The organism is Adlercreutzia rubneri, from assembly GCF_009755265.1.
Lineage (GTDB): Bacteria > Actinomycetota > Coriobacteriia > Coriobacteriales > Eggerthellaceae > Adlercreutzia > Adlercreutzia rubneri.
The window spans coordinates 51,012-69,926 of record NZ_WPOO01000005.1; the positions used below are offsets into that span (position 1 = coordinate 51,012).

Annotated in this window: 18 protein-coding genes and 4 tRNA genes; 5 read left to right on the forward strand and 17 right to left on the reverse strand. The window is 63.1% G+C overall.

Annotation, left to right across the window (positions count from 1 at the left end; translation table 11 throughout):
• Positions 1 to 62: 62 nt before the first annotated feature.
• The 10 genes from rplA to GO707_RS04385 all read right to left on the reverse strand — a co-directional run bounded on the left by rplA (position 63) and on the right by GO707_RS04385 (position 4,344).
• Complete coding sequence (rplA, locus tag GO707_RS04340) at positions 63 to 773, reverse strand: 50S ribosomal protein L1 (protein ID WP_022740301.1); 711 nt, start codon at positions 771 to 773, stop codon at positions 63 to 65.
• A gap of 58 nt (positions 774 to 831) precedes the next feature.
• Positions 832 to 1,329 (reverse strand): 50S ribosomal protein L11, encoded by a 498-nt coding sequence (gene rplK, locus GO707_RS04345; RefSeq protein ID WP_022740302.1) that lies wholly within the window; start codon positions 1,327 to 1,329, stop codon positions 832 to 834.
• A gap of 114 nt (positions 1,330 to 1,443) precedes the next feature.
• Positions 1,444 to 1,974: a transcription termination/antitermination protein NusG gene (nusG, locus tag GO707_RS04350; protein ID WP_157012235.1), complete on the reverse strand. Its 531-nt coding sequence runs from the start codon at positions 1,972 to 1,974 to the stop codon at positions 1,444 to 1,446.
• Between the two features lie 3 nt (positions 1,975 to 1,977).
• Positions 1,978 to 2,379, reverse strand: coding sequence for a preprotein translocase subunit SecE (secE, locus tag GO707_RS04355; protein ID WP_114539933.1), 402 nt, complete (start codon positions 2,377 to 2,379; stop codon positions 1,978 to 1,980).
• Positions 2,380 to 2,450: 71 nt separating this feature from the next.
• A tRNA-Trp gene (locus tag GO707_RS04360) sits at positions 2,451 to 2,527 on the reverse strand.
• A 23-nt stretch (positions 2,528 to 2,550) separates the two neighbouring features.
• Positions 2,551 to 2,700, reverse strand: coding sequence for a 50S ribosomal protein L33 (gene rpmG / locus GO707_RS04365; RefSeq protein ID WP_022740305.1), 150 nt, complete (start codon positions 2,698 to 2,700; stop codon positions 2,551 to 2,553).
• 115 nt (positions 2,701 to 2,815) lie between these two features.
• Positions 2,816 to 4,018, reverse strand: coding sequence for an elongation factor Tu (tuf, locus tag GO707_RS04370; protein WP_114539934.1), 1,203 nt, complete (start codon positions 4,016 to 4,018; stop codon positions 2,816 to 2,818).
• A gap of 80 nt (positions 4,019 to 4,098) precedes the next feature.
• Positions 4,099 to 4,175 (reverse strand) — tRNA-Met (locus GO707_RS04375).
• Positions 4,176 to 4,178: 3 nt separating this feature from the next.
• A tRNA-Thr gene (locus GO707_RS04380) sits at positions 4,179 to 4,254 on the reverse strand.
• Between the two features lie 5 nt (positions 4,255 to 4,259).
• Positions 4,260 to 4,344 (reverse strand) — tRNA-Tyr (locus GO707_RS04385).
• A 433-nt stretch (positions 4,345 to 4,777) separates the two neighbouring features.
• On the opposite strand from GO707_RS04385, the gene GO707_RS04390 reads away from it, so the two are divergent.
• Positions 4,778 to 5,947, forward strand: coding sequence for a coiled-coil domain-containing protein (locus GO707_RS04390; RefSeq protein ID WP_157012236.1), 1,170 nt, complete (start codon positions 4,778 to 4,780; stop codon positions 5,945 to 5,947).
• Positions 5,948 to 6,014: 67 nt separating this feature from the next.
• On the opposite strand, the gene GO707_RS04395 is transcribed toward GO707_RS04390, so the two are convergent.
• Both GO707_RS04395 and putP read right to left on the reverse strand, forming a co-directional pair.
• Positions 6,015 to 7,205, reverse strand: coding sequence for an FprA family A-type flavoprotein (locus GO707_RS04395; RefSeq protein WP_157012237.1), 1,191 nt, complete (start codon positions 7,203 to 7,205; stop codon positions 6,015 to 6,017).
• Positions 7,206 to 7,313: 108 nt separating this feature from the next.
• Positions 7,314 to 8,876: a sodium/proline symporter PutP gene (putP, locus tag GO707_RS04400; RefSeq protein ID WP_157012238.1), complete on the reverse strand. Its 1,563-nt coding sequence runs from the start codon at positions 8,874 to 8,876 to the stop codon at positions 7,314 to 7,316.
• 242 nt (positions 8,877 to 9,118) lie between these two features.
• Here putP and GO707_RS04405 point away from each other — a divergent pair, with 242 nt between their 5' ends.
• The 4 genes from GO707_RS04405 to asnB all read left to right on the forward strand — a co-directional run bounded on the left by GO707_RS04405 (position 9,119) and on the right by asnB (position 14,793).
• A complete protein-coding gene (locus tag GO707_RS04405) occupies positions 9,119 to 10,408 on the forward strand; it encodes an aspartate aminotransferase type Ic (RefSeq protein WP_157012239.1) in 1,290 nt (429 codons plus the stop codon).
• Positions 10,409 to 10,690: 282 nt separating this feature from the next.
• Complete coding sequence (locus tag GO707_RS04410; RefSeq protein ID WP_157012240.1) at positions 10,691 to 12,091, forward strand: carboxylate--amine ligase; 1,401 nt, start codon at positions 10,691 to 10,693, stop codon at positions 12,089 to 12,091.
• Positions 12,088 to 12,819 (forward strand): cysteate racemase, encoded by a 732-nt coding sequence (cuyB, locus tag GO707_RS04415; RefSeq protein WP_157012241.1) that lies wholly within the window; start codon positions 12,088 to 12,090, stop codon positions 12,817 to 12,819. The genes GO707_RS04410 and cuyB overlap by 4 nt, the downstream gene beginning before the upstream one ends.
• Positions 12,820 to 12,912: 93 nt before the next feature.
• Positions 12,913 to 14,793, forward strand: coding sequence for an asparagine synthase (glutamine-hydrolyzing) (gene asnB / locus GO707_RS04420; RefSeq protein ID WP_157012242.1), 1,881 nt, complete (start codon positions 12,913 to 12,915; stop codon positions 14,791 to 14,793).
• Positions 14,794 to 14,938: 145 nt separating this feature from the next.
• On the opposite strand, the gene GO707_RS04425 is transcribed toward asnB, so the two are convergent.
• From GO707_RS04425 to GO707_RS04445, 5 genes are all read right to left on the reverse strand, one after another.
• On the reverse strand, positions 14,939 to 15,898 hold the full coding sequence (locus GO707_RS04425; protein ID WP_157012243.1) for a slipin family protein: 960 nt from the start codon (positions 15,896 to 15,898) through the stop codon (positions 14,939 to 14,941).
• A 22-nt stretch (positions 15,899 to 15,920) separates the two neighbouring features.
• Positions 15,921 to 16,307: a GntR family transcriptional regulator gene (locus GO707_RS04430; protein ID WP_157012244.1), complete on the reverse strand. Its 387-nt coding sequence runs from the start codon at positions 16,305 to 16,307 to the stop codon at positions 15,921 to 15,923.
• Between the two features lie 68 nt (positions 16,308 to 16,375).
• Positions 16,376 to 17,254 carry an NrfD/PsrC family molybdoenzyme membrane anchor subunit gene (gene nrfD / locus GO707_RS04435; RefSeq protein WP_157012245.1) on the reverse strand — a complete coding sequence of 293 codons (879 nt, stop codon included), beginning with the start codon at positions 17,252 to 17,254 and terminating at the stop codon, positions 16,376 to 16,378.
• Positions 17,255 to 17,281: 27 nt separating this feature from the next.
• The gene (locus GO707_RS04440; protein WP_157012246.1) at positions 17,282 to 18,046 is read right to left on the reverse strand and encodes a TorD/DmsD family molecular chaperone; all 765 of its coding nucleotides are present in this window, start codon (positions 18,044 to 18,046) and stop codon (positions 17,282 to 17,284) included.
• A gap of 234 nt (positions 18,047 to 18,280) precedes the next feature.
• Positions 18,281 to 18,907: a 4Fe-4S dicluster domain-containing protein gene (locus GO707_RS04445; RefSeq protein ID WP_157012248.1), complete on the reverse strand. Its 627-nt coding sequence runs from the start codon at positions 18,905 to 18,907 to the stop codon at positions 18,281 to 18,283.
• Positions 18,908 to 18,915: the final 8 nt, after the last annotated feature.

The following is an 18,915-nucleotide window of genomic DNA, read 5'->3' on the forward strand; positions in this document are numbered from 1 at the left end:
CCCAACACGCAAAAGGACCCCGCCGAAGCGGGGCCCTTGCTCTTCGATAGAGAATCGTCGATTTACTCGGCGGACTCGGTGTAGGCGCGGGTCACGGAGGAGTCCACGGAAACACCGGGAGTCATGGTACCGGACACGGTGATGGACTTGACGTACTTGCCCTTGGCCGCGGCGGGCTTCATGCGCAGGATCTCGTCGTAGACCGCGCCGTAGTTCTCGGCGAGCTGCTCGGGGGTGAAGCTCACCTTGCCGAGGACGACGTGCGCGATGCCGTAACGGTCGGCGCGGTACTCCACGCGGCCGCCCTTGAGCTCCTTGATGGCCTTCGCCACGTCGTTGGTGACGGTGCCGAGCTTCGGGTTGGGCATGAGGCCGCGGGGGCCGAGGATCTTGCCGAGACGGCCGACCTTGCCCATCTGATCGGGCGTGGCCACAGCGGCGTCGAAGTTGAACTCGCCGGCCTGAATCTGCTGCATGAGCTCGTCGGTGCCCACGATGTCGGCACCGGCCTCCTCGGCGGCCTGGGCAGCGGCGCCCTCGGCGAAGACGGCCACGCGGACGGTCTTGCCGGAGCCGTTGGGCAGGCTCACGGTGCCGCGCAGCTGCTGGTCGGCCTGACGGGTATCGATGCCCAGGCGGAAGTCGCCGGTCACCGTCTCGTCGAAGTTGGCCACGGAGATCTCCTTCAGCAGCTTCATAGCGGCCAGGGGGCTCACCGGCTCGGCCGGAATCTGCTTCTCGGCCTCAACGTACTTCTTTCCGTGCTTAGTCATTGCATTTCCTTTCGTGGTAATGGCGGGCGCTTCTCACCCTTCCACTGTTGAATCAAACTTAGTCGACGGCCTTGCCCTGAAGCATGGCGGCAACCTTGCGGCTGGGCACGTACTTCTTCTTCATCTCGCGGCCCTCGATGCGCACACCCATGGAGCGGGCGGTGCCGGCCACGATCTCCATGGCCGCCTCGATGTCGTTGGCGTTCAGGTCGGGCATCTTGATCTCAGCGATCTCGCGGAGCTGATCCTCGGTCAGCGTGCCGGCCACCTGAATCTGCGGAATGGCGGCGCCGCTCTTGATGCCGAGCTTCTCCTTGATGAGCACGGCCGCGGGAGGGGTCTTGCACACGAAGGTGAAGGACTTGTCCTCGTACACCGTGATCTCGACCGGGATGATGGTGCCGGCCTGGTCCTGCGTCTGGGCGTTGAACGCCTGGCAGAACTGCATGATGTTGACGCCCTGGGCGCCGAGGGCCGGGCCTACCGGCGGGGCCGGATTGGCAGCGCCGGCGGGGATTTGCAGCTTTACAAATCCAGTGACTTTCTTGTCAGCCATCTGTGACTACCTTTCAGATGAATCGACGTTTACTTCTCTATCACTCAAAACTCGAAGGCCGCGAGAAGCCCCGGTCCACGCGGGCGCGACGATCGAGTCAAAGTGCTTGCAAAATTAGATCTTGGCCACCTGGTCGAAGGAAAGCTCGACGGGGGTCTCGCGGCCGAAGATGTAGACCATGACCTTGACCTTACCCGCGTCGGGCATGACCTCGGAAATCGTGCCGTCGAACTCGGCGAGAGGACCGTGGGTCACCTTCACCGACTGGCCGACCTCGAGGTTCGTGGAGGTCTTCTTCGGAGCCTCGCGGCTCGTGCGCTTCATGATCTTGTTGTATTCGTCGCGGGTCAGCGCCTGGGGGTTGCCCTGGCTGCCCACGAAACCGGTGACGCCCGGCGTGTTGCGAACGGCGGCCCAGCTGCGGTCGTCCAGCTCCATGCGGACGAGCACGTAGCCCGGGAACACCTTCTTCTCGCTCTCCACGCGACGGCCGCCCTCCTTGATCTCGGTGACCATCTCCGTGGGGATCTCGATGCCGAAGACGTTGTTCTCGAGACCCATGGCCTCGATGCGCTGCTCGAGATTCGACTTCACCTTGTTCTCGTAGCCCGAGTAGGTGTGCAGCACGTACCATTTCTTAGCCATCGATTACGCCCCAATCCCAGAGATGAACACGAGCAGCGGCGTGATAATCACGTTATCCAGCAACGCCACGAAGATACCGAAAAACAGCAGGGCCACCACCACGACGCCGCTCCAGCGGAGCACATCGGTGCGGGTCGGCCACGTCACGCGCTTCATCTCGGACTTCACGTCGCGGAAGAACTGGAAGCGCTTCTTCTTCGGCCTGTCCTCCTTCTTGGAGGACTTCGCGGTATCGTTGGAAGACGCAGACTTGTCCTCGGAGCCCTTCTTGAACAGGCCGCCCTTCTTCTCCTCCGTCGCCTCGGCAACGGGGGTCGGGCTCTGTTCTTCCAGCTCGCGGTTGGCCTTGCGCTGCTGACGGGCGGCGGAGGCCTTGGCCTTCTGTGTCTTGGATTTCTTTGCCATGGAATTCCTTATGGAAAGTCTCTTGTCTAATCGCCAAAAAAGCAGCCTCTAGGCTGCTCACGAAAACAAGCTGGCAGGCCAGGAGGGACTCGAACCCCCAACATGCGGTTTTGGAGACCGCCGCTCTACCAATTGGAGCTACTGGCCTATGCCTGTTTCTTCCTTAACCTCTTATCGGGTCTCTTTGTGCACCGTGTGGGCGTTGCACCACTTGCAGTACTTCTTGAGCTCGATGCGGTCAGGATTGTTCTGCTTGTTCTTCTTGGTCGTGTAGTTGCGGCGCTTGCACTCGGTGCAGGCCAGAGTGACCAGAGTACGCATGAATTCTCCTTTTACCTATAAAGCGAAACGCAGGGTTGATCATACACATGAAGCGCAGGGGGCGGGGCCTGCCTCGCAAAAGACAGGCCCCGCGAAATCACTCAGTAAGAAGGGCTTACTTGAAGATCTTGGTCACGCGACCAGAGCCCACGGTACGGCCACCCTCGCGGATAGCGAACTTCAGGCCCTCTTCCATGGCGATGGGGTGAATGAGCTCGCCCTTGATCGTCACGTTGTCGCCAGGCATAACCATCTCGGTGCCCTCGGGGAGGTGCGCCACACCGGTGATGTCGGTGGTACGGAAGTAGAACTGCGGACGATAGCCATCGAAGAACGGGGTGTGACGGCCACCCTCTTCCTTGGTCAGGATGTAGACCTGGCCCTCGAACTCGGTGTGCGGAGTCACGGAACCGGGCTTGCAGAGAACCTGGCCACGGACGATCTCCTCGCGCTTGATGCCGCGCAGCAGGCAGCCGATGTTGTCGCCGGCCTGAGCCTCATCGAGCAGCTTGCGGAACATCTCGATGCCGGTGCAAACGGTGTTCTGGGTCTCGCGGATACCCACGATCTCCAGCGGGTCGTTCACATGGAGCACGCCGCGCTCCACACGGCCGGTGGCAACGGTGCCGCGGCCGGTGATGGTCATGGTGTCCTCGACGGCCATCAGGAACGGCTTGTCGACGTCGCGGTCGGGAGTCGGGATGTAGGAGTCCACAGCGTCCATGAGCTCCCAAACCTTCTCCTGCCACTCCTTGTCGCCCTCCAGGGCCTTCAGAGCGGAGCCGCGGATGATCGGGGTGTCGTCACCCGGGAACTCGTAGCTGTCGAGCAGCTCGCGAACTTCCATCTCGACGAGCTCGATGAGCTCCTCGTCGTCGACCATGTCGCACTTGTTCAGGAAGACCACGATGTAGGGCACGCCCACCTGACGGGCGAGCAGGATGTGCTCGCGGGTCTGGGCCATGGGGCCGTCGGTAGCAGCGATAACCAGGATGGCGCCGTCCATCTGGGCCGCACCGGTGATCATGTTCTTCACGTAGTCGGCGTGACCGGGGCAGTCGACGTGAGCGTAGTGACGGGTATCGGTCTCGTACTCGATGTGAGCGATGGAGATGGTGATGCCGCGCTCGCGCTCCTCGGGGGCCTTGTCGATCATGTCGAAGGCAGTGAAGTCAGCGTGCGCCGTGCCGTGGGAGCCGTCGTTCTCGGACAGAGTCTTGGAGATGGCGGCCGTCAGCGTCGTCTTACCGTGGTCGACGTGACCGATGGTGCCGATGTTAACATGCGGCTTCGAGCGCTCGAACTTCTCCTTAGCCATGTTTCATCCTCCTTCAAGGGTGATTGCGAAACGAATTGCAACAAAATAAACGCGCCCAGAAAGGACGCGGTAAATCTAAATGGTAGCGGTGACTGGATTTGAACCAGTGACGCCACGGGTATGAACCGTGTGCTCTGACCAACTGAGCTACACCGCCAAGTGGAGCCTGCGACCGGACTTGAACCGGTGACCTCTTCGTTACCAACGAAGTGCTCTACCGACTGAGCTACACAGGCAGAAATGGTGGGCGCGCTAGGATTCGAACCTAGGTAGGCATAACCAACGGGTTTACAGCCCGTCCCCTTTAACCACTCGGGCACACGCCCATTTCGGCGCTTAATTCATGTGTACTTTTCAAGCTGCCACCCGTCTTTCGCGTTGTTCCGCGAAAAGCGAGCGAACGGAATAATACGCTACGGCAACAAGCGTGTCAACCATTTACACGCCCCCGGGCGTGTCTCCACGATTCCTCCCCAACCTCGAACGAGGAACCCGGCGACCGTCTTTTCTTCTTACTATATAAAGAGACACTTGGACACCATATGTTGGATGAGAAAGCGCACATCTCCCCCAAGGTATGGAAACCCTCCTTCACTCATGATTTTTTTCGGCCGCGAACGGCGCGAATTCCCGCGCGGATGGGCTGAGGTCGGCTTGTGAATCCCTTCTGTGGGGGTCGTGAAGAGGCGGCATCCGTGCTATGATACGAAGCTAGTTTGCCCCAACGCACCAGATGCTCAACCAGGAGGATACTTTTATATGAGTGAGCATACACGTCCCTTCAGCAGACGCGCCTTCGTCGGCACGGCGGCCGCTTTCGGCATCTCGCTGTGCCTGCCCCCGCTCATGCCCGCCAAGGCTCACGCCGTCACGGCCGCCGAGAAGCAGGCCGAGGCCAACGCGGCACTTGAGAAGCTCAACGCCATGCAGGAGAAGCTCGACCGCGCCGAGGTCTCCCTCTATGCGGCTGAAACCGAGCGCGACGATGCCCAGGCCCGCATGGACGAGGCTCAGGGTCGCATCGATTCCGCTTCCTCGCGCATCAGCGAGCTGCAGGACAAGCTCGGCAACCGCGCCCGCTCCATGTACCGTTCCGGCTCGTCTACGTTCCTCGATCTTCTTCTGGGAGCCACCACGTTCCAGGCCTTCGCCTCGAACTGGGATCTCCTGAACGATATGAACCAGAACGACGCCGACATGGTGGAGGAAACCAAGGCCCTGCGCTCCGAGGTGGAATCTGAGAAGGCCGTCTACGAGGAGCAGCGCAACGTCGCCGCCCAGAAGGCCGAGGAGGCCGAGGCCGTCAAGAAGGAGGCCGAGAGCCTCGTCTCCCAGATGGAGGAAACCTACAACTCCCTGTCCGAGGAGGCGGCTCAGCTTCTCGCCGAGGAAGAGGCCGCCCGCGAGGCTGCGGCTTTGGCTGCCGCCCAGGCGGCCGAGGAAGAGGCCCGTCGCCAGGCCGAGGAGGAAGAGCGCCGTCAGCAGAGCAATTCCGGCGGCAACTCCGGTGGAAACTCGGGCGGCGGCTCCGGCTCCGGCGGCAATTCCGGCGGCAGCTCGAGCGGCGGCTCCAGTTCCGGCGGCGGCTCGTCGAACAACTCGAAGCCCCAGACCGTCGGCGGCACGGCCGTCGACCGCGCTTACGGCGAGCTGGGCAAGCCCTATTCCTGGGGCGCCGTGGGACCGGATTCCTACGATTGCTCCGGCCTGGTGAGCTACTGCCTGCTCGGCCGTCACAGCCGCCTGGGCACCGCCGCCAGCTTCATGGGCTACACGCGCGTCTCCAACCCCAAGCCGGGCGACATCTGCTGCAACGACCACCATTGCGGCATCTACATCGGCGACGGCCAGATGATCCACGCGCCGCGCACCGGCGACGTCGTGAAGATCTCCGCCGTGCACTCCGGCATGATTTATACCCGCTATTAGAGCGTATCTGCCAGCTAGCGAAGGGGCTCCCGTTGGGAGCCCCTTTTTTCGCTCGCGTTCCTGCTCTTTAGGCCCTCTCGTGAAAGAGACTCACGTAGTCGACGATAGCGTCATGCAGGGCATTCAGACCCTCCTCGTCTTCCACCCATTGGTGGGTAAGCGGGGCTTCCGGCAGCGTGAACTTGCAGCTCTCCAGAGCCTGGTACACCTCGTTGGGGCCCATGGGCGCCCAACCGTAGCTGCCGAAGGGAATGCCCACGCGCCCGGCCGGCGCCAAGCCCCGCATGTAGCAGAGAAACGACGCCACCGTGGGCATCATAGTCTTGTTGAGCGTCGGCGAGCCTACAGCGATGTAGCGCGCGTTCAGCACTTCGGCCATGATGTCGGAAATGTGGTTCACCTTCAGGTCGAGCAGGCGCGCGGGGATGCCCATCTCGATGAAGGCCTCGGTGATCTCCGTGGCCATGGCCTCGGTGGTATGCCACATGGAGTCGTAGACCACGAGCGCGTACTCCTCGGGAATGCCGCTGCTCCACTTCTCATACATCGCCAGAATCTCCGGCACATGGCTGCGCCAGATGATGCCGTGGGCCGGGGCGATCATATCGAAGGAAAGGCCGGAGAGCGCCTTCAGGGCCGCTTCCACATTCTTACCGTAGGGCATGACGATGTTGGCGTAGTACTTCTGGGCCTGGACGAGCACCTCGGGCAGGCCCACCTCGTCGTCGAAGCGCTTCGAGGAGGCGTAATGTTGGCCGAAGGCGTCGTTGGAGAACAGGATGCCATCTAACTCGTCGTAGGTGACCATGGAGTCGGGCCAGTGCACCATGGGCGTCTGCACGAAGGCGAGCGTGCGTTTGCCGATATCGAGGGTGTCGCCGGTCTTCACGCCCACGAGGTTAAGACCGTCCCCGTAATGAGCGCGAAGTCCCTGGATGCCCTTGGGCGCACCGGTGACGATAGTGGCTTTTGGAGCGATTTCGGCCAAAGCCGGAAGGCCTCCGGAATGATCCATCTCCACATGGTTGGACACAATATAGTCGATGGAGGCCGGATCCACGATGGTGCCGATGCGTTCGATGAGCTCGCCGGTGAAGGGCTTCTTGCAGGTGTCGATGAGCGTGATCTTCTCGTCGAGGATGAGGTAGGCGTTGTAGGTGCTTCCGCGCTCGGTGGTGTAGCCGTGGAAGTTGCGCTCGTTCCAATCGATGCCGCCCACCCAGAACACGTCCGGCTTGATCTCGATGGCCTTCAACATATCGCTCTCCTTGTCTCACGGTTGACGTTCGCATCGTAGCCCGAAACAGCAACGGAGCACCCCGCTTCGGAGTGCTCCGTTGAGAAAACGTATCGTTGCCGCGCAGCGCTACACGTCAAGCTCCATGTAGGTGTCGAAGTCGTCGGTGACTTCCTTGCTCGGCTCCTTCGTGAGCTTGGAGACCACCACGATCACGAGCAGCGCCAGCAAAAAGCCGGGAAGCAGCTCGTAGACGGCGAACCAGCCACCGAGCGGGGCAATGAGGTTCTTCCACACCACCACGGTGACGGCACCGGTCAGCATGCCGGCGATGGCGCCAGGCAGCGTGGTGCGGCGCCAGTACAGCGAGCACAGCATGAGCGGGCCGAACGACGCGCCGAAGCCGGCCCAGGCGTAGGACACGATGTCGAAGATGGAGGAGTTCTGGTCCATGGCCAGGAAGATGCCCAGAAGCAGGATGGCCGTGAGCGTGATGCGGGCCACGATCATGACCTGGTTGTCGGTGGCATCGCGCTTGATGAGGCCCTTGAAGATATTGGTGGCCACGGCACTGCCGGAGATGAGCAGGTAGCTGGAAGAGGAGCTCATAGCCGCCGCGAAGATACCCGAGACCACGAGCCCGCAGAAGAAGCTCGGCAGCAGCATCTTCGACAGCACGATGAACACCGACTCGGCCGCCGACTGGGTGAGGAACTCGGTCGGGATGACCGCGCGGCCGATAAGGCCGATGCACACCGCCGAGGACAGGGACACCACGAGCCAGATCATGGCGATGATACGCGACTTTTTGATCTCGTCGGAGTGGCGGATGGACATGAAGCGGATGAGCACCTGGGGCATGCCGAAGTAACCGAGGCCCCAGGCCAGGCCGCTCACGATGGTGATGATGCCGTAGGTGCCGGCCGGGCCGAACATAGGCTCGTTGCCCTCGATGAGCTGGTTGCCCGCCTCGTCGAGCAAAGGCGTGGCGATTTCGGTGCCGGAGAGGAAGCCGGGGATGTTCTGCAGGAAGGCGACGGTGTTTTCCACGCCGCCGGCCGCCGTGACAGAGCCGATGAACACGGTGGCCAGCGCGAAGAACATGAGCATGCCCTGAATGAGGTCGGTGGTGCACACCGAGAGGTAGCCGCCCATGAAGGTATAGAGGAACACGATGATGGCGCCGATGACCATCATGACGCCGTAGTCCCAGCCAAACAGCGTGGCGAACAGCTTGCCCACGGTGACGAAGCAGGACGCGGTGTAGATGGTGAAGAACAGAAGGATGATGACCGCGGCGATGGTCATGAGGATGTGCTTCGTGTCATGGAAGCGATTGGAGAAGAAGTCGGGCACCGTGATGGCGTTGCCGGCCTTCTCGGAGTACTTGCGCAGGCGCTTGGCCACGAACTTCCAGTTCAGATAGGTGCCGATGGCCAGGCCGATGGCCGTCCACATGGCATCCGACGCGCCGGTGAAGTAGGCCACGCCGGGCAGGCCCATGAGAAGCCACCCCGACATATCCGACGCTTCGGCCGACAGAGCCGTGAGCCACGGTCCCAGGCCGCGGCCGCCGAGGAAGTACTCCTCGGACGACGAGTTGGAGCGCTTGGCGTACACAAAGCCGATGACCACTACTACGACGAAGTAGAGCAGCATGGCGAGTACGACTTGCATATCGCTTTCGATCATGTTTCCCCTTCCGCGAGAATCCTTGCAACACGTTTGGAACTCCCAGGGTCGGTTTCGGCAAGAGGCGCCAGCGGGCCAGCCCCCAACGCCGCCCTGCCGAAACCGACACCGTATGGCCAGCCATTCTTGCGAAGCGCCATATTCCGTGTCGTTTCATTGACCTTTGGGATTATACTTTACCGTGATGGAGTGACACTCCGTATCTTATGCAGACGAGCAGTTTTACGGCGAAAGGACGGAATATGCCGCGCTATGCAGAGATGTCCAAGGCGGAATTGGAGGCCGAGCTCGCCGAGGTGCGCGCCCGCTACGGCGAGATGGCGGCCCGGGGCCTCAAGCTGAACATGGCCCGCGGCAAGCCCTCGGCCGCACAGCTGGAGCTGTCCCTGCCTATGCTGGACGTGCTGGACTCCGAAGCCGACCTTGCCGCCGAGGACGGCACCGACTGCCGCAACTACGGCGTGCTCGACGGCATCCCCGAGGCGAAGCGGCTCATGGCGGCGCTTCTGGACGATGAGCCAGAGAACGTCATCGTGCTCGGCAATGCGAGCCTCACGGCCATGTACGACGCCATGGTGCGCTACCTGGTGTTCGGGGCCCTGGGAAGTACGCCCTGGGGGCGCTTGCCCGAGGTGAAATGGCTCTGCCCCGTCCCCGGCTACGACCGTCACTTCTCTATTTGCGAAGATCTCGGCATCGAGATGATTCCCGTCCCCCTTTGCGAGGACGGCCCCGATATGGAAGAAGTGGAGCGCCTCGTCGTCGCCGACGACGCAATCAAGGGCATCTGGTGCGTGCCGAAGTACTCGAACCCCTCCGGCATCACCTACTCCGATGAGACGGTGCGCCGCCTCGCCGCCATGGAGTGCGCCGCCGACGATTTCCGCATCTTCTGGGACAACGCCTACGCCGTGCACCATTTCTCCGGCGATCCAGCCGAGCAGGACATCGTGCTCGATATCGCCGAAGCCTGCCGCGAGGCGGGCAACCCCGATCGCTATCTGAAGTTCGGCTCCACGTCGAAGATCACCTTCCCCGGCGCGGGCGTGGCCGCTTTGGCCGCAAGCCCCGCCAACATAGCCGAGATCAAGCGGCACTTGGGCGTTCAGGCCATCGGCCACGACAAGCTCAACCAGTTGCGTCACGCCCGCTTCCTGGAAGAGGGCGCGCGCCTGCCCGAGCATATGGCCGCTCACGGCGCGCTCATGGGCCCGAAGTTCGAGCTCGTCGAAAAGAAACTGGCCGAGGAGCTTGCCGAGGCCGGCATCGCCACATGGACCAATCCGCGCGGCGGCTACTTCGTGAGCTTCGAGGGGCCCGCTGGCACGGCGCGCCGCATCGTGGAGCTGGCGAAGAACGCTGGTGTTACCATGACGGATGCCGGCGCCACCTGGCCCTACGGCGACGATCCGGCCGATTCCAACATCCGTATCGCACCCTCGCTGCCGCCCTTGGAAGAGCTTGACGCCGCCATGGATGTCTTCACCTGCTGCGTGAAACTGGCCGCCCTGGAACAGCTCGTCGAGGAATAAGGCTTTCGGCCCCGAACGGGCTCGCGATGCGGCTCTCTGGCGGGGGCGCGCCCCGCGCGCAGGTTGCGCAGCGAACGGAACAGGACTAAATGTCCTGTTCCGCCGAGCGAGCCATTGCTTGAGCACGGGGTGTGCCCCCGCCAGAGAGCTGCATCGTCCCGCCGTAAGGAAAAGTTACGCCCTCCTTACGCTTTCGTCAGCATTTGCTATGGGAAGCGTAATGGAGGGCTTTCCTATCATTTCTCCTGAACGCAGACGAGCAAAGGTCAGGAGATGAGCCCTATGGAGAATATCGACGCCCCCGATGTATTGCCGGTGATCCTCGGCGGAGACATCGGCGCCTACAGCCTCGCCCGGGCCTTCCACGAGGCTTACGGCATCGTGCCCTTGGTGTTTTCCCAGGCCGACTGCCACATGTGCGGCGACTCCTCCATCCTTGTGAACCGCGTGGTGCCGCATTTGGAACGGCCGGCGGTGCTCCTCTCCACCTTGGCCAACACTGCCGAGTGCTTCAGCGACCGCCCGCTGCTTCTGCTCGGCTGCGGCGATTGGTACGTGCGGCTCATCGTTGAGAACCGTGCCGTGCTGGAGAAGTCCTTCATCATCCCCTACATTGGCGAAGATCTGCTGAACCGGCTCACCGAGAAGGATCGCTTCTACGAACTGTGCGCGGAAGTCGGCGTGCCCGCGCCGCGCACCGTGGTGTTCGATGCCCGCACGGGCGGCGACGACCCGGCCGCCCTCGCGCTTCCCTTCTCCTTCCCCGTGGTGGCCAAGCCCGCTTCCTCGGCGGCCTACCACTACGCCGATTTCCCCGGGAAGCAGAAGGTGTTCTTCCTGCGCGACGCGACGGAGCTTCGGGCGACGCTTGCGGCCGTGCAGAGCAGCCGCTACGAGGGGAAGTTCCTCATCCAGGAGATGATCCCCGGCGACGACACGAGCATGCGCATCCTCACTACCTACTCTGACCAGAACGGAAAGGTGCGCTTCGCCTCTTTCGGACAGACGCTTTTGGAAGATATGCGGCCCATGGGCGTGGGCAACCCGCTCGCCATCGTGAGCCGCACCGACGAGACGATCGTGGCCGAGGCCGCGCGCTTTCTGGAGGCCGTGAGCTACACCGGGTTCGCGAACTTCGACATCAAGGTGGACCCGCGCGACGACAGCCATCGCTTCCTCGAGATAAACACGCGTCTGGGCCGCAGCAACTACTATGTGACCGCCGCCGGCGACAACGTGGCCCGCTGGCTCATGGACGACCTCGTGTTGGGCCGACCCCTGCCCGAAGGGCTCACGATAGCCCGGGGCGAGTCGCTCTACACCGTGGCGCCCAAGGCCATCCTGCTCGACTACATCCGCGACGACGCCCTGCGTCAGGAGGTGCGGGGGCTGTACGCGCTGGGCCGCGATGCCGACCCGCTGGACTACCCGGCCGAGAAGAGCCTGCGTCGGCGCCTGTATCCGCTCGTTTTCGCGTTCCGCCAATGGAAGACCTGCCGGGCCGCCATGGCAGATAAGCGGGCCCGGGAGAAAGCAGTGGAAGATTTGGAAGGTGCCGGGGCCATAGTCGATCGCCGTACGAAGGGGACTGTCTCCGGCAAAGACGACGAGTGCGTTGCCTGCGTCTCGCCGGAGCTCCCGTTGGCAGACAGGCTGGCGGCCCGCGCGAAAGCAGCATCATGAGCGGGCTCTTGGTAGGCGTGCTCGGAGGCACCGGACCTGCGGCCACGGCCTACTTCCTGCAGCGGCTCGTCGAGCGCACCGAGGCCCGCTGCGACCAGGACCACGTGCGCACCCTTGCCTTCAACGACACGGCCATCCCCGATCGCACGGCATTCCTGCTGGGGCGAAGCGACCGCTCTCCCCTCGCAGCGCTTATCGAGGACGGTCAGCTTCTGGAAGCCTGCGGCTGCGATCTTCTGGCGCTGCCCTGCAACACGGCCCACGGCTTCTTCGACGAACTGCAGGGCGCCTTGGGCATCCCCGTCGTCCACATGGTGCGCGAGACTGCCGCCGCCGCATCCGCTGTGGGCTTGGCGCGCATCGGCGTGCTGGCCACAAGCGGCACCGTGGCCGCCGATCTGTACGGGCACGAGGCCGCACGACTCGGCGTGGACTGTCTTTACCCGGATAGCGCCACGCAAGCGCGGGCGAACCGCATCATCTTTGACGAAGTGAAGGCGGGGCGATTCGTAGAGCCAGCGGCTCTCGAGGCGCTGGCGGCCCCGCTGCGCGCAGCGGGCTGCGACGGCGTCGTGCTCGGCTGCACCGAGCTGTCCTTGGCTTTCGGCGGCGTGACGCGGGCGGCAGGACTTCCCGTGGTAGACGCCCTGGACGTACTAGCCGACTGCGTCATCATGCGTGCCGGGCGGCCGCCGAAAACCTCGAAAAACTTGTCACTTCGAAACTAGCCTTTTGACCTGAGATTTCCTTCGATATCACCAGGTCAGAAGCTTGGCAAGTTTTCCACGTTTTTCGGCACGAGCTTTCAGGAAGGATCCCTTATGTGCGGCTTTGTCGGCTTTATCGACGAGAACGACCAGACTTACGACCACCGCGCCACCATCGTCGCTATGGCCAATGCCATCGCCCATCGCGGGCCCGATTCGGAAGGGTATTTCAGCGACGGCCGCGCCGCCTTGGGCTTCCGGCGCCTGGCCATCATCGATCTGGCCGGTGCGAACCAGCCCCTCTATAACGAGAATCGCTCGCTCGTGCTCGTCTTCAACGGCGAAATCTACAACTACCAGGAACTACGCCGGCAGCTGATCGCCGCAGGTCACACCTTCTCCACCCAGGGCGATGCGGAAGTGATACTCCACGGGTTCGAGCAGTGGGGAGAAGGGGTGCTCGACCGCTTGCGCGGCATGTTCGCGTTCGCTCTGTATCGCCCAGCCGCAGGAGAGCTTTTCTGCGCGCGCGACGCCTTCGGCATCAAGCCCCTCTACTATGCCGTGGAAGGCGAGCGCATCCTGTTCGGCTCCGAGATCAAGGGGCTGATCACGCATCCGCGCGCGCACCGGAGCCTGAACGAGCGGCGACTCGCCCATTGGCTGTGCATGGAGTACCTGCCCGACGAGGAGACCCTGTTCGAAGGCGTCCGCAAGTTGCCCGCCGGCCATTGGCTGCGATGGCGCGACGGCCGCGCCGAATGCGGCCGATGGTTCGCCCCGCGCTTCGTCCCCGATGCGAGCCGCAGTCTGGAGGAGAGCGCCGAGGCCATCGAGGCTACCTTGCGGGAGTCGGTGGCGGCCCATGCCATCGCCGACGTAGATGTGGGCTGTTTCCTCTCGGCCGGGGTGGATTCCAGCCTCGTGGCCCGGGAGGCCGCCCGCATCATGGAGGCGCGCACGTTCACCATCGGCTGGGGCGAGGGGCGCTTTTCGGAATTGGAGGCCGCTGCAACCTTCGCCCGGGCCACCGGGTTGCCGAACGAGGGGTGCATTCTCGGCGCCGAGCAGTTCTTCGCCTCGGTGCCCGCCGTGCAGTACGCCATGGACGAGCCTCTGCCGAACCCCTCGGCGGTGCCGCTGTACCACCTGTGCGCCATGGCCGCCGAGTCAGTGAAGGTGGTGCTGTCGGGCGAAGGGGCCGACGAGCTGTTCGGCGGCTATCCCTACTACCAGGAGTGCCTCGCCTTTGCGCCTTACATGGCCGTGCCCGTACCCATGCGCCGGGCCGCGAGCGCCGCCGCGCGGCACCTGCCCGAGGGCACCCACGGGCGGCGCTTCCTTTTGCGCGGGGCCCATGGGCTACCCGAGCGCTATATCCGATTGGAGTACAATTTCGCCTGGGCCGAAGCGCTGGGGCTCTTGGCGCCGGAGGTGGGCGCCCGATGCGCGGCGGCCCCGGCACCCTGGGAGCTCACAGCGCCCCTGTTCGCGGAAATCGTAGGCAGCGGGAAAGCGTGTGGGGATGCGCCCGACGAGGTCACGGCCATGCAGACCGCCGACATTCTCACCTGGCTTCAGCAGGACATCCTCCTGAAGGCGGACAAGATGTCCATGGCGTCGTCGCTGGAGCTGCGCGTTCCCTTCCTCGACCGCGAGGTGTTCGCCCTGGCGAGCACGCTTCCCGCCGCCCAGCGCGTCGGCCGCCACGAGACGAAAATCGCCCTGCGCGCCGCCGCGGCCCGCATGCTGCCGCAAGCCACGGCCGCCATGCCCAAGCAGGGCTTCATCACCCCGCTCGCCCAGTGGCTGAGGGAAGAGCCGTGGAACGCCCAGGTCCGCGAGGTGCTGAACAGCGAGCGCGCCCGTCGCCTCTTCCACACCGAACGTTTGAATGCCCTGCTCGACGAGCACCAGCGCAGCGCTTGCTCCCACATGAAGAAGATCTGGTCAGCCTACTGCTTCCTCATCTGGCACGAGCAGTACTTCGGCTGAATGCCTCCCACGCTTCAAGGGCGGACCAAGGTCCGCCCCTACGGATAGAAGGCTCGCGCAACGCAGAACAACCTATCGCAACACCCCGTAGGGGCAGACCTTGGTCTGCCCTCCCGACCGCGGGAGACAGCCGGTTTCGAACGTTCTATTTTCCGCTCTTCAGACTGTCCGGAGCGCGGTCGAGGCCGGCGTCGGCGAAGCCCTCGGAATAGGCGCTCGGAATGACCACCGTGCCGCCGGAGTTCTTCACCGACTCGTACAGCAGGTGCATGGTACGCAGCCGCACCGCCAACTCGTTCTCGTCGTACACATTGGCGGCGTCCACCAGCATCGAGGAGATGTCCTTCTCAACCTCGGCCAACACCATGCGGGCGTTCTTCTCGCGCTCGGCCTGGGCCTCGGCGGACATGGCCTCCTGCAGCTCCTGCGGGATAACGATGTCGCGAATCTCCACGGACATGACGGTGATGCCCCACACGCTCGTGCGCTCTTCGATGACCTCCTGCAGCTCCTGGTCGAGCTGGTTGCGGCGGATAGCCACCTCCGACACGCTCGCTCGTCCGATGGCATCGCGCAGGGCCGTCTGGGCCGCCAGCGACACGGAGTTGTAGTAGTTCTCCACCTCCAGGCACGCCTTCTTCGCGTCCCACACCATCCAGAACAGCACGGCGTCCACATTGATGGGCACAAGATCGCTCGTCAAGGTCTCCTCGGCGCCGAAGCCGGTGACCATGATGCGCTGATCGGCCTTGAGCGCCGTCTGTTCAATGAAGGGAATGGTGAAATACAACCCAGGCCCCGCCATGCGGTCGAACTTGCCGAAGCGGAAGATGACCACCTTCTCCCACTGCATGGCGATGTGCACGCACATGGTGGCAGCCCAGGCCACTACCAGCGCGCCCAAAAGCCACCAGACGTTGAATTCCCCCATCAGCGCGAACCCGCCCACGAACACGCAGGAGAACACCACCACAGCGATGAAGGCCGAGAAAATAAGCGGCCCGTTTTGGGAGGTGCGACGGTCGACGTTAGAATTGTATTTCTCGATGCCGGCGGCGCGACGGGTGCGGCCCTCGCGCTCGGTCTTCGCAGTGCGGTTTAGCATGGAACTCTCCCCTCTTCGAGGATCAGGACTTTTCGTCCTTCAAACGGTGGGCCACGTCCATCATGCGCAGGGTGACCTCGTCTATGGTCATTCCCAGGGCCAGACAGCGCCGGATGCAGCCCTCGATCTCGGTGTCGGCGATGGAACGCACGTCATCGGCCTTCCCGCCGATGTCGCGCACGAACACGCCCCGGCCGCGCACGGACTCGACGTAGCCGTCGCTTTCCAAATTGACGTACACCTTGCTCACGGTGTTGTAGTTGATGGCGGCCTCGGCGGCCAGGGTGCGCACGCTGGGCAGCTGGTCGCCCGGCTGGTAGTGGCCCGTCTTGATGAGATACACGAACCGGTTGCGCAGCTGCACCCAAACGGGTAGTCCGCTTGATTCGTCTATCTCGAACAGGGCCATGGGCTCTCCTGTGCCTTCCTGCTTGCGCGCCCATCGGGCGCGTCGGTTTCACATCGGCTCGCATTGTATCACCCGAGCCAGTGACTTCCGGCCAGCACCAGGCAGAACCGTAGAATCAGTCCTCCGAAGAGGCAGAGCACCTCGGATGCGGCCACGGGCGCGACACGGCCCGTGAAGGGGCGCAGCGTTTCAGCGGCGAAGGGAACGATGATGCCGCCCAGTACGAACCCCGCGAAGAACCAGGGGGCTTGGCCATCGGGCGAAACAAGCTGCGCGAGGCCCGGACCGGCGAATGGGTTTATCGCGGCCAGGGCGAGAAAGACGACAAGCGCCAGAAACTCGAGTCCCAGGACCACCAGATGCGCCCGGTGCAAGCCGCCTATCCAGCCGGACAAAAGTGCCCAATCGCGCACAAAAGGCGCCGCGAGAAGCACTGCAGCCATTCCCGAAGAGAGCGACGAGAGCGCGAACAAAGCCGGGAGCGCCCCATTGCTCCAAAGGGGCACGGCTTCCATCCACGCCAGGTACAGGCCGGTATATACCATCAGCACCGTCGCCAGCACCGCACAAAGCGCTTCCAACCCCTTGCGCGCCCATGAGGGCGCAGGCCAGCCGAGAGCATGAACCGCTGCCAAGCAGCCTGAGGCGAGCAGTGCCGCCAACAGCACGAACGAGCCCGCCGACAGCAGCGATGCCGTCGGGCGCAGGAACAACAGGAAGAAGCGGTGGGGGCTACCAAGATCAAGAAGCAGGCAGAATGCCGAAAGAGCCAGAAGCCCGAAACTAGCGAGGTAAAGCTTCCCCGCCAGATCCCAGAAGGCGCGGCTCTGCTGGAAGGTGCGCGTTTCCGTGCGATGGAACAGCAGCGACCATACAGCCGTCACGAACAGCGCGGCAGCCCCGCATCCGCCTAGAAACAGGTACAGCACCACGAACGTCCCCAACATACGCGCCTCCCCTCAAAGGCACCGACGCTACTTCCTCCGCTTGAACGCGCTGGCCTTTCCGTCGAAGCGAATGCCGAAACGCTCGGCATAACAGGCAATCAGGCCGAAAACGAACGCTCCGACACCACGGTAGTAATCGGTGCGCGCGTATTTCTCGACAGCATAGCGCCACGGAGCCAGCCAGGGAAGGACATGCTCGGTCAGGAACGCGTCCTGCTCGTCAGCGAGTGCAGCGCCCTGCTGCATATCGCCGGCCTCGACGGCCTCGCGCTCCTCGGCCATCAGGCGCGAGAGAAAGCCCAGCATGAGGCCTAGATGGTCATCAGGCTCGCGGTGCAGTCGCTCAATCTCAAGGCCATGGCGGCGATAGGCCTCGCGCACGGCGATGACGTTCTTACCGAACATATGGCTGTTGGGCTCCACGTAGAACGACTCTAAGCACGACGCCTCGGGCGTGCCCAGGCCGACAAACAGGCGCAGCCATTCGCGGCGCAATTCAGCCACGGCTTCGGCGAATGCGGGGCTTTCCACGAGACGCGCGGCCGCTTCGTCGGCGCTTGCCTCCTCGGGCACCTCGGATGCGTTCAGGGCGACTGCACACCACCCGTCAAGAAGATGCAGGCCCTGCCGCTCATCGTCGTTACCTTCGCCAAAGGGAGCGCTCGCGAACTGACGGCTTGCGACCTGCTCGGCCACCGGCGCGATCTCCGGCTCAAGGTACAGCAACTGCGAGGCGACAGCAAAGCAGACCTCGGCCGCAGCCAGCGTATCGGAATCAAAAGGAGTGTTCATGGGGCACCTCGGAAAAAAGAAAGGGCGGGGCACCGGGCAAATCGGGAGGGAGGGGGGTGAATCTGTCCGGTGCCCGCCTTAACGTGGGATTATACAGGGTTGGAAAGCATTCTTCTCGGTATTGGAAAGGTTCATGAAAGGGGCACAGATCCTGCCGCAACGGTTACTGCTTCGCGCAGCGATCTGCGCCCCTCGCAGTCCTCTCGCACCGAGCGAGTATCTTCCCGGAAACCGCTACAGCTCTTCCTCGAGATTGACCACTGAGCCAGTGCCCGATCCCGACTTCTGAGCGTCGCGATGAGGCGTCAGGATCAGGTTGGGGCCCGTGGTGTCGGCAGGCAGCGGCTCCACCTCAACATCTCCCTCGCCGTACTTCTCGATCATCTCCTCGCGAGTGCCGAAGTCCAGCGCGCGCATGGGACAGCCGGTTACGCAGATAGGCTTGCCGCCCGCGGCCACTTCGCCGCGGCACATGTCGCATTTCAACATGTAGCCCTCTTCCTCGCCGTAGGTCGGCGCGCCATAGGGGCAAGCGGTCTCGCAGGTCTTGCAGCCGATGCACACGTCGTGATCGGTCCAAACGATGCCGGTCTCCTCGTCCTTCTGCATGGCACCGGTGGGGCAGTTCGCCACGCAGGCCGGGCTCGAGCAGTGGTTGCAGGCCAGAGACACAAAATAACCGAACACACCGTCGGGTACATAGTGGCCAGCTTCAGTGGGTTTCCATGAGCCACCTTGGTAGTTGTACACCTTGCGGTAGAGGTTGCTCACTGGCAACTTATACGTTTCCTTGCATGCAACCTGGCACGTCTTACAACCAGTGCACTTGCCACCATCCAAATGAAATGCGTATTGAGTCATGATGCGCC

Bases quoted from the DNA above. Each gene is read 5' to 3' on its own strand.
- GO707_RS04410 (WP_157012240.1), top strand. From the start codon at position 10,691: ATGGAGAATATCGACGCCCCCGATGTATTGCCGGTGATCCTCGGCGGA.
- GO707_RS04395 (WP_157012237.1), bottom strand. From the start codon at position 7,205: ATGTTGAAGGCCATCGAGATCAAGCCGGACGTGTTCTGGGTGGGCGGC.
- rplA (WP_022740301.1), bottom strand. From the start codon at position 773: ATGACTAAGCACGGAAAGAAGTACGTTGAGGCCGAGAAGCAGATTCCG.
- GO707_RS04405 (WP_157012239.1), top strand. From the start codon at position 9,119: ATGCCGCGCTATGCAGAGATGTCCAAGGCGGAATTGGAGGCCGAGCTC.
- rpmG (WP_022740305.1), bottom strand. From the start codon at position 2,700: ATGCGTACTCTGGTCACTCTGGCCTGCACCGAGTGCAAGCGCCGCAAC.
- tuf (WP_114539934.1), bottom strand. From the start codon at position 4,018: ATGGCTAAGGAGAAGTTCGAGCGCTCGAAGCCGCATGTTAACATCGGC.
- putP (WP_157012238.1), bottom strand. From the start codon at position 8,876: ATGATCGAAAGCGATATGCAAGTCGTACTCGCCATGCTGCTCTACTTC.
- GO707_RS04390 (WP_157012236.1), top strand. From the start codon at position 4,778: ATGAGTGAGCATACACGTCCCTTCAGCAGACGCGCCTTCGTCGGCACG.
- nusG (WP_157012235.1), bottom strand. From the start codon at position 1,974: ATGGCTAAGAAATGGTACGTGCTGCACACCTACTCGGGCTACGAGAAC.
- cuyB (WP_157012241.1), top strand. From the start codon at position 12,088: ATGAGCGGGCTCTTGGTAGGCGTGCTCGGAGGCACCGGACCTGCGGCC.
- GO707_RS04425 (WP_157012243.1), bottom strand. From the start codon at position 15,898: ATGCTAAACCGCACTGCGAAGACCGAGCGCGAGGGCCGCACCCGTCGC.
- asnB (WP_157012242.1), top strand. From the start codon at position 12,913: ATGTGCGGCTTTGTCGGCTTTATCGACGAGAACGACCAGACTTACGAC.
- secE (WP_114539933.1), bottom strand. From the start codon at position 2,379: ATGGCAAAGAAATCCAAGACACAGAAGGCCAAGGCCTCCGCCGCCCGT.
- nrfD (WP_157012245.1), bottom strand. From the start codon at position 17,254: ATGTTGGGGACGTTCGTGGTGCTGTACCTGTTTCTAGGCGGATGCGGG.
- rplK (WP_022740302.1), bottom strand. From the start codon at position 1,329: ATGGCTGACAAGAAAGTCACTGGATTTGTAAAGCTGCAAATCCCCGCC.
- GO707_RS04440 (WP_157012246.1), bottom strand. From the start codon at position 18,046: ATGAACACTCCTTTTGATTCCGATACGCTGGCTGCGGCCGAGGTCTGC.
- GO707_RS04445 (WP_157012248.1), bottom strand. From the start codon at position 18,907: ATGACTCAATACGCATTTCATTTGGATGGTGGCAAGTGCACTGGTTGT.
- GO707_RS04430 (WP_157012244.1), bottom strand. From the start codon at position 16,307: ATGGCCCTGTTCGAGATAGACGAATCAAGCGGACTACCCGTTTGGGTG.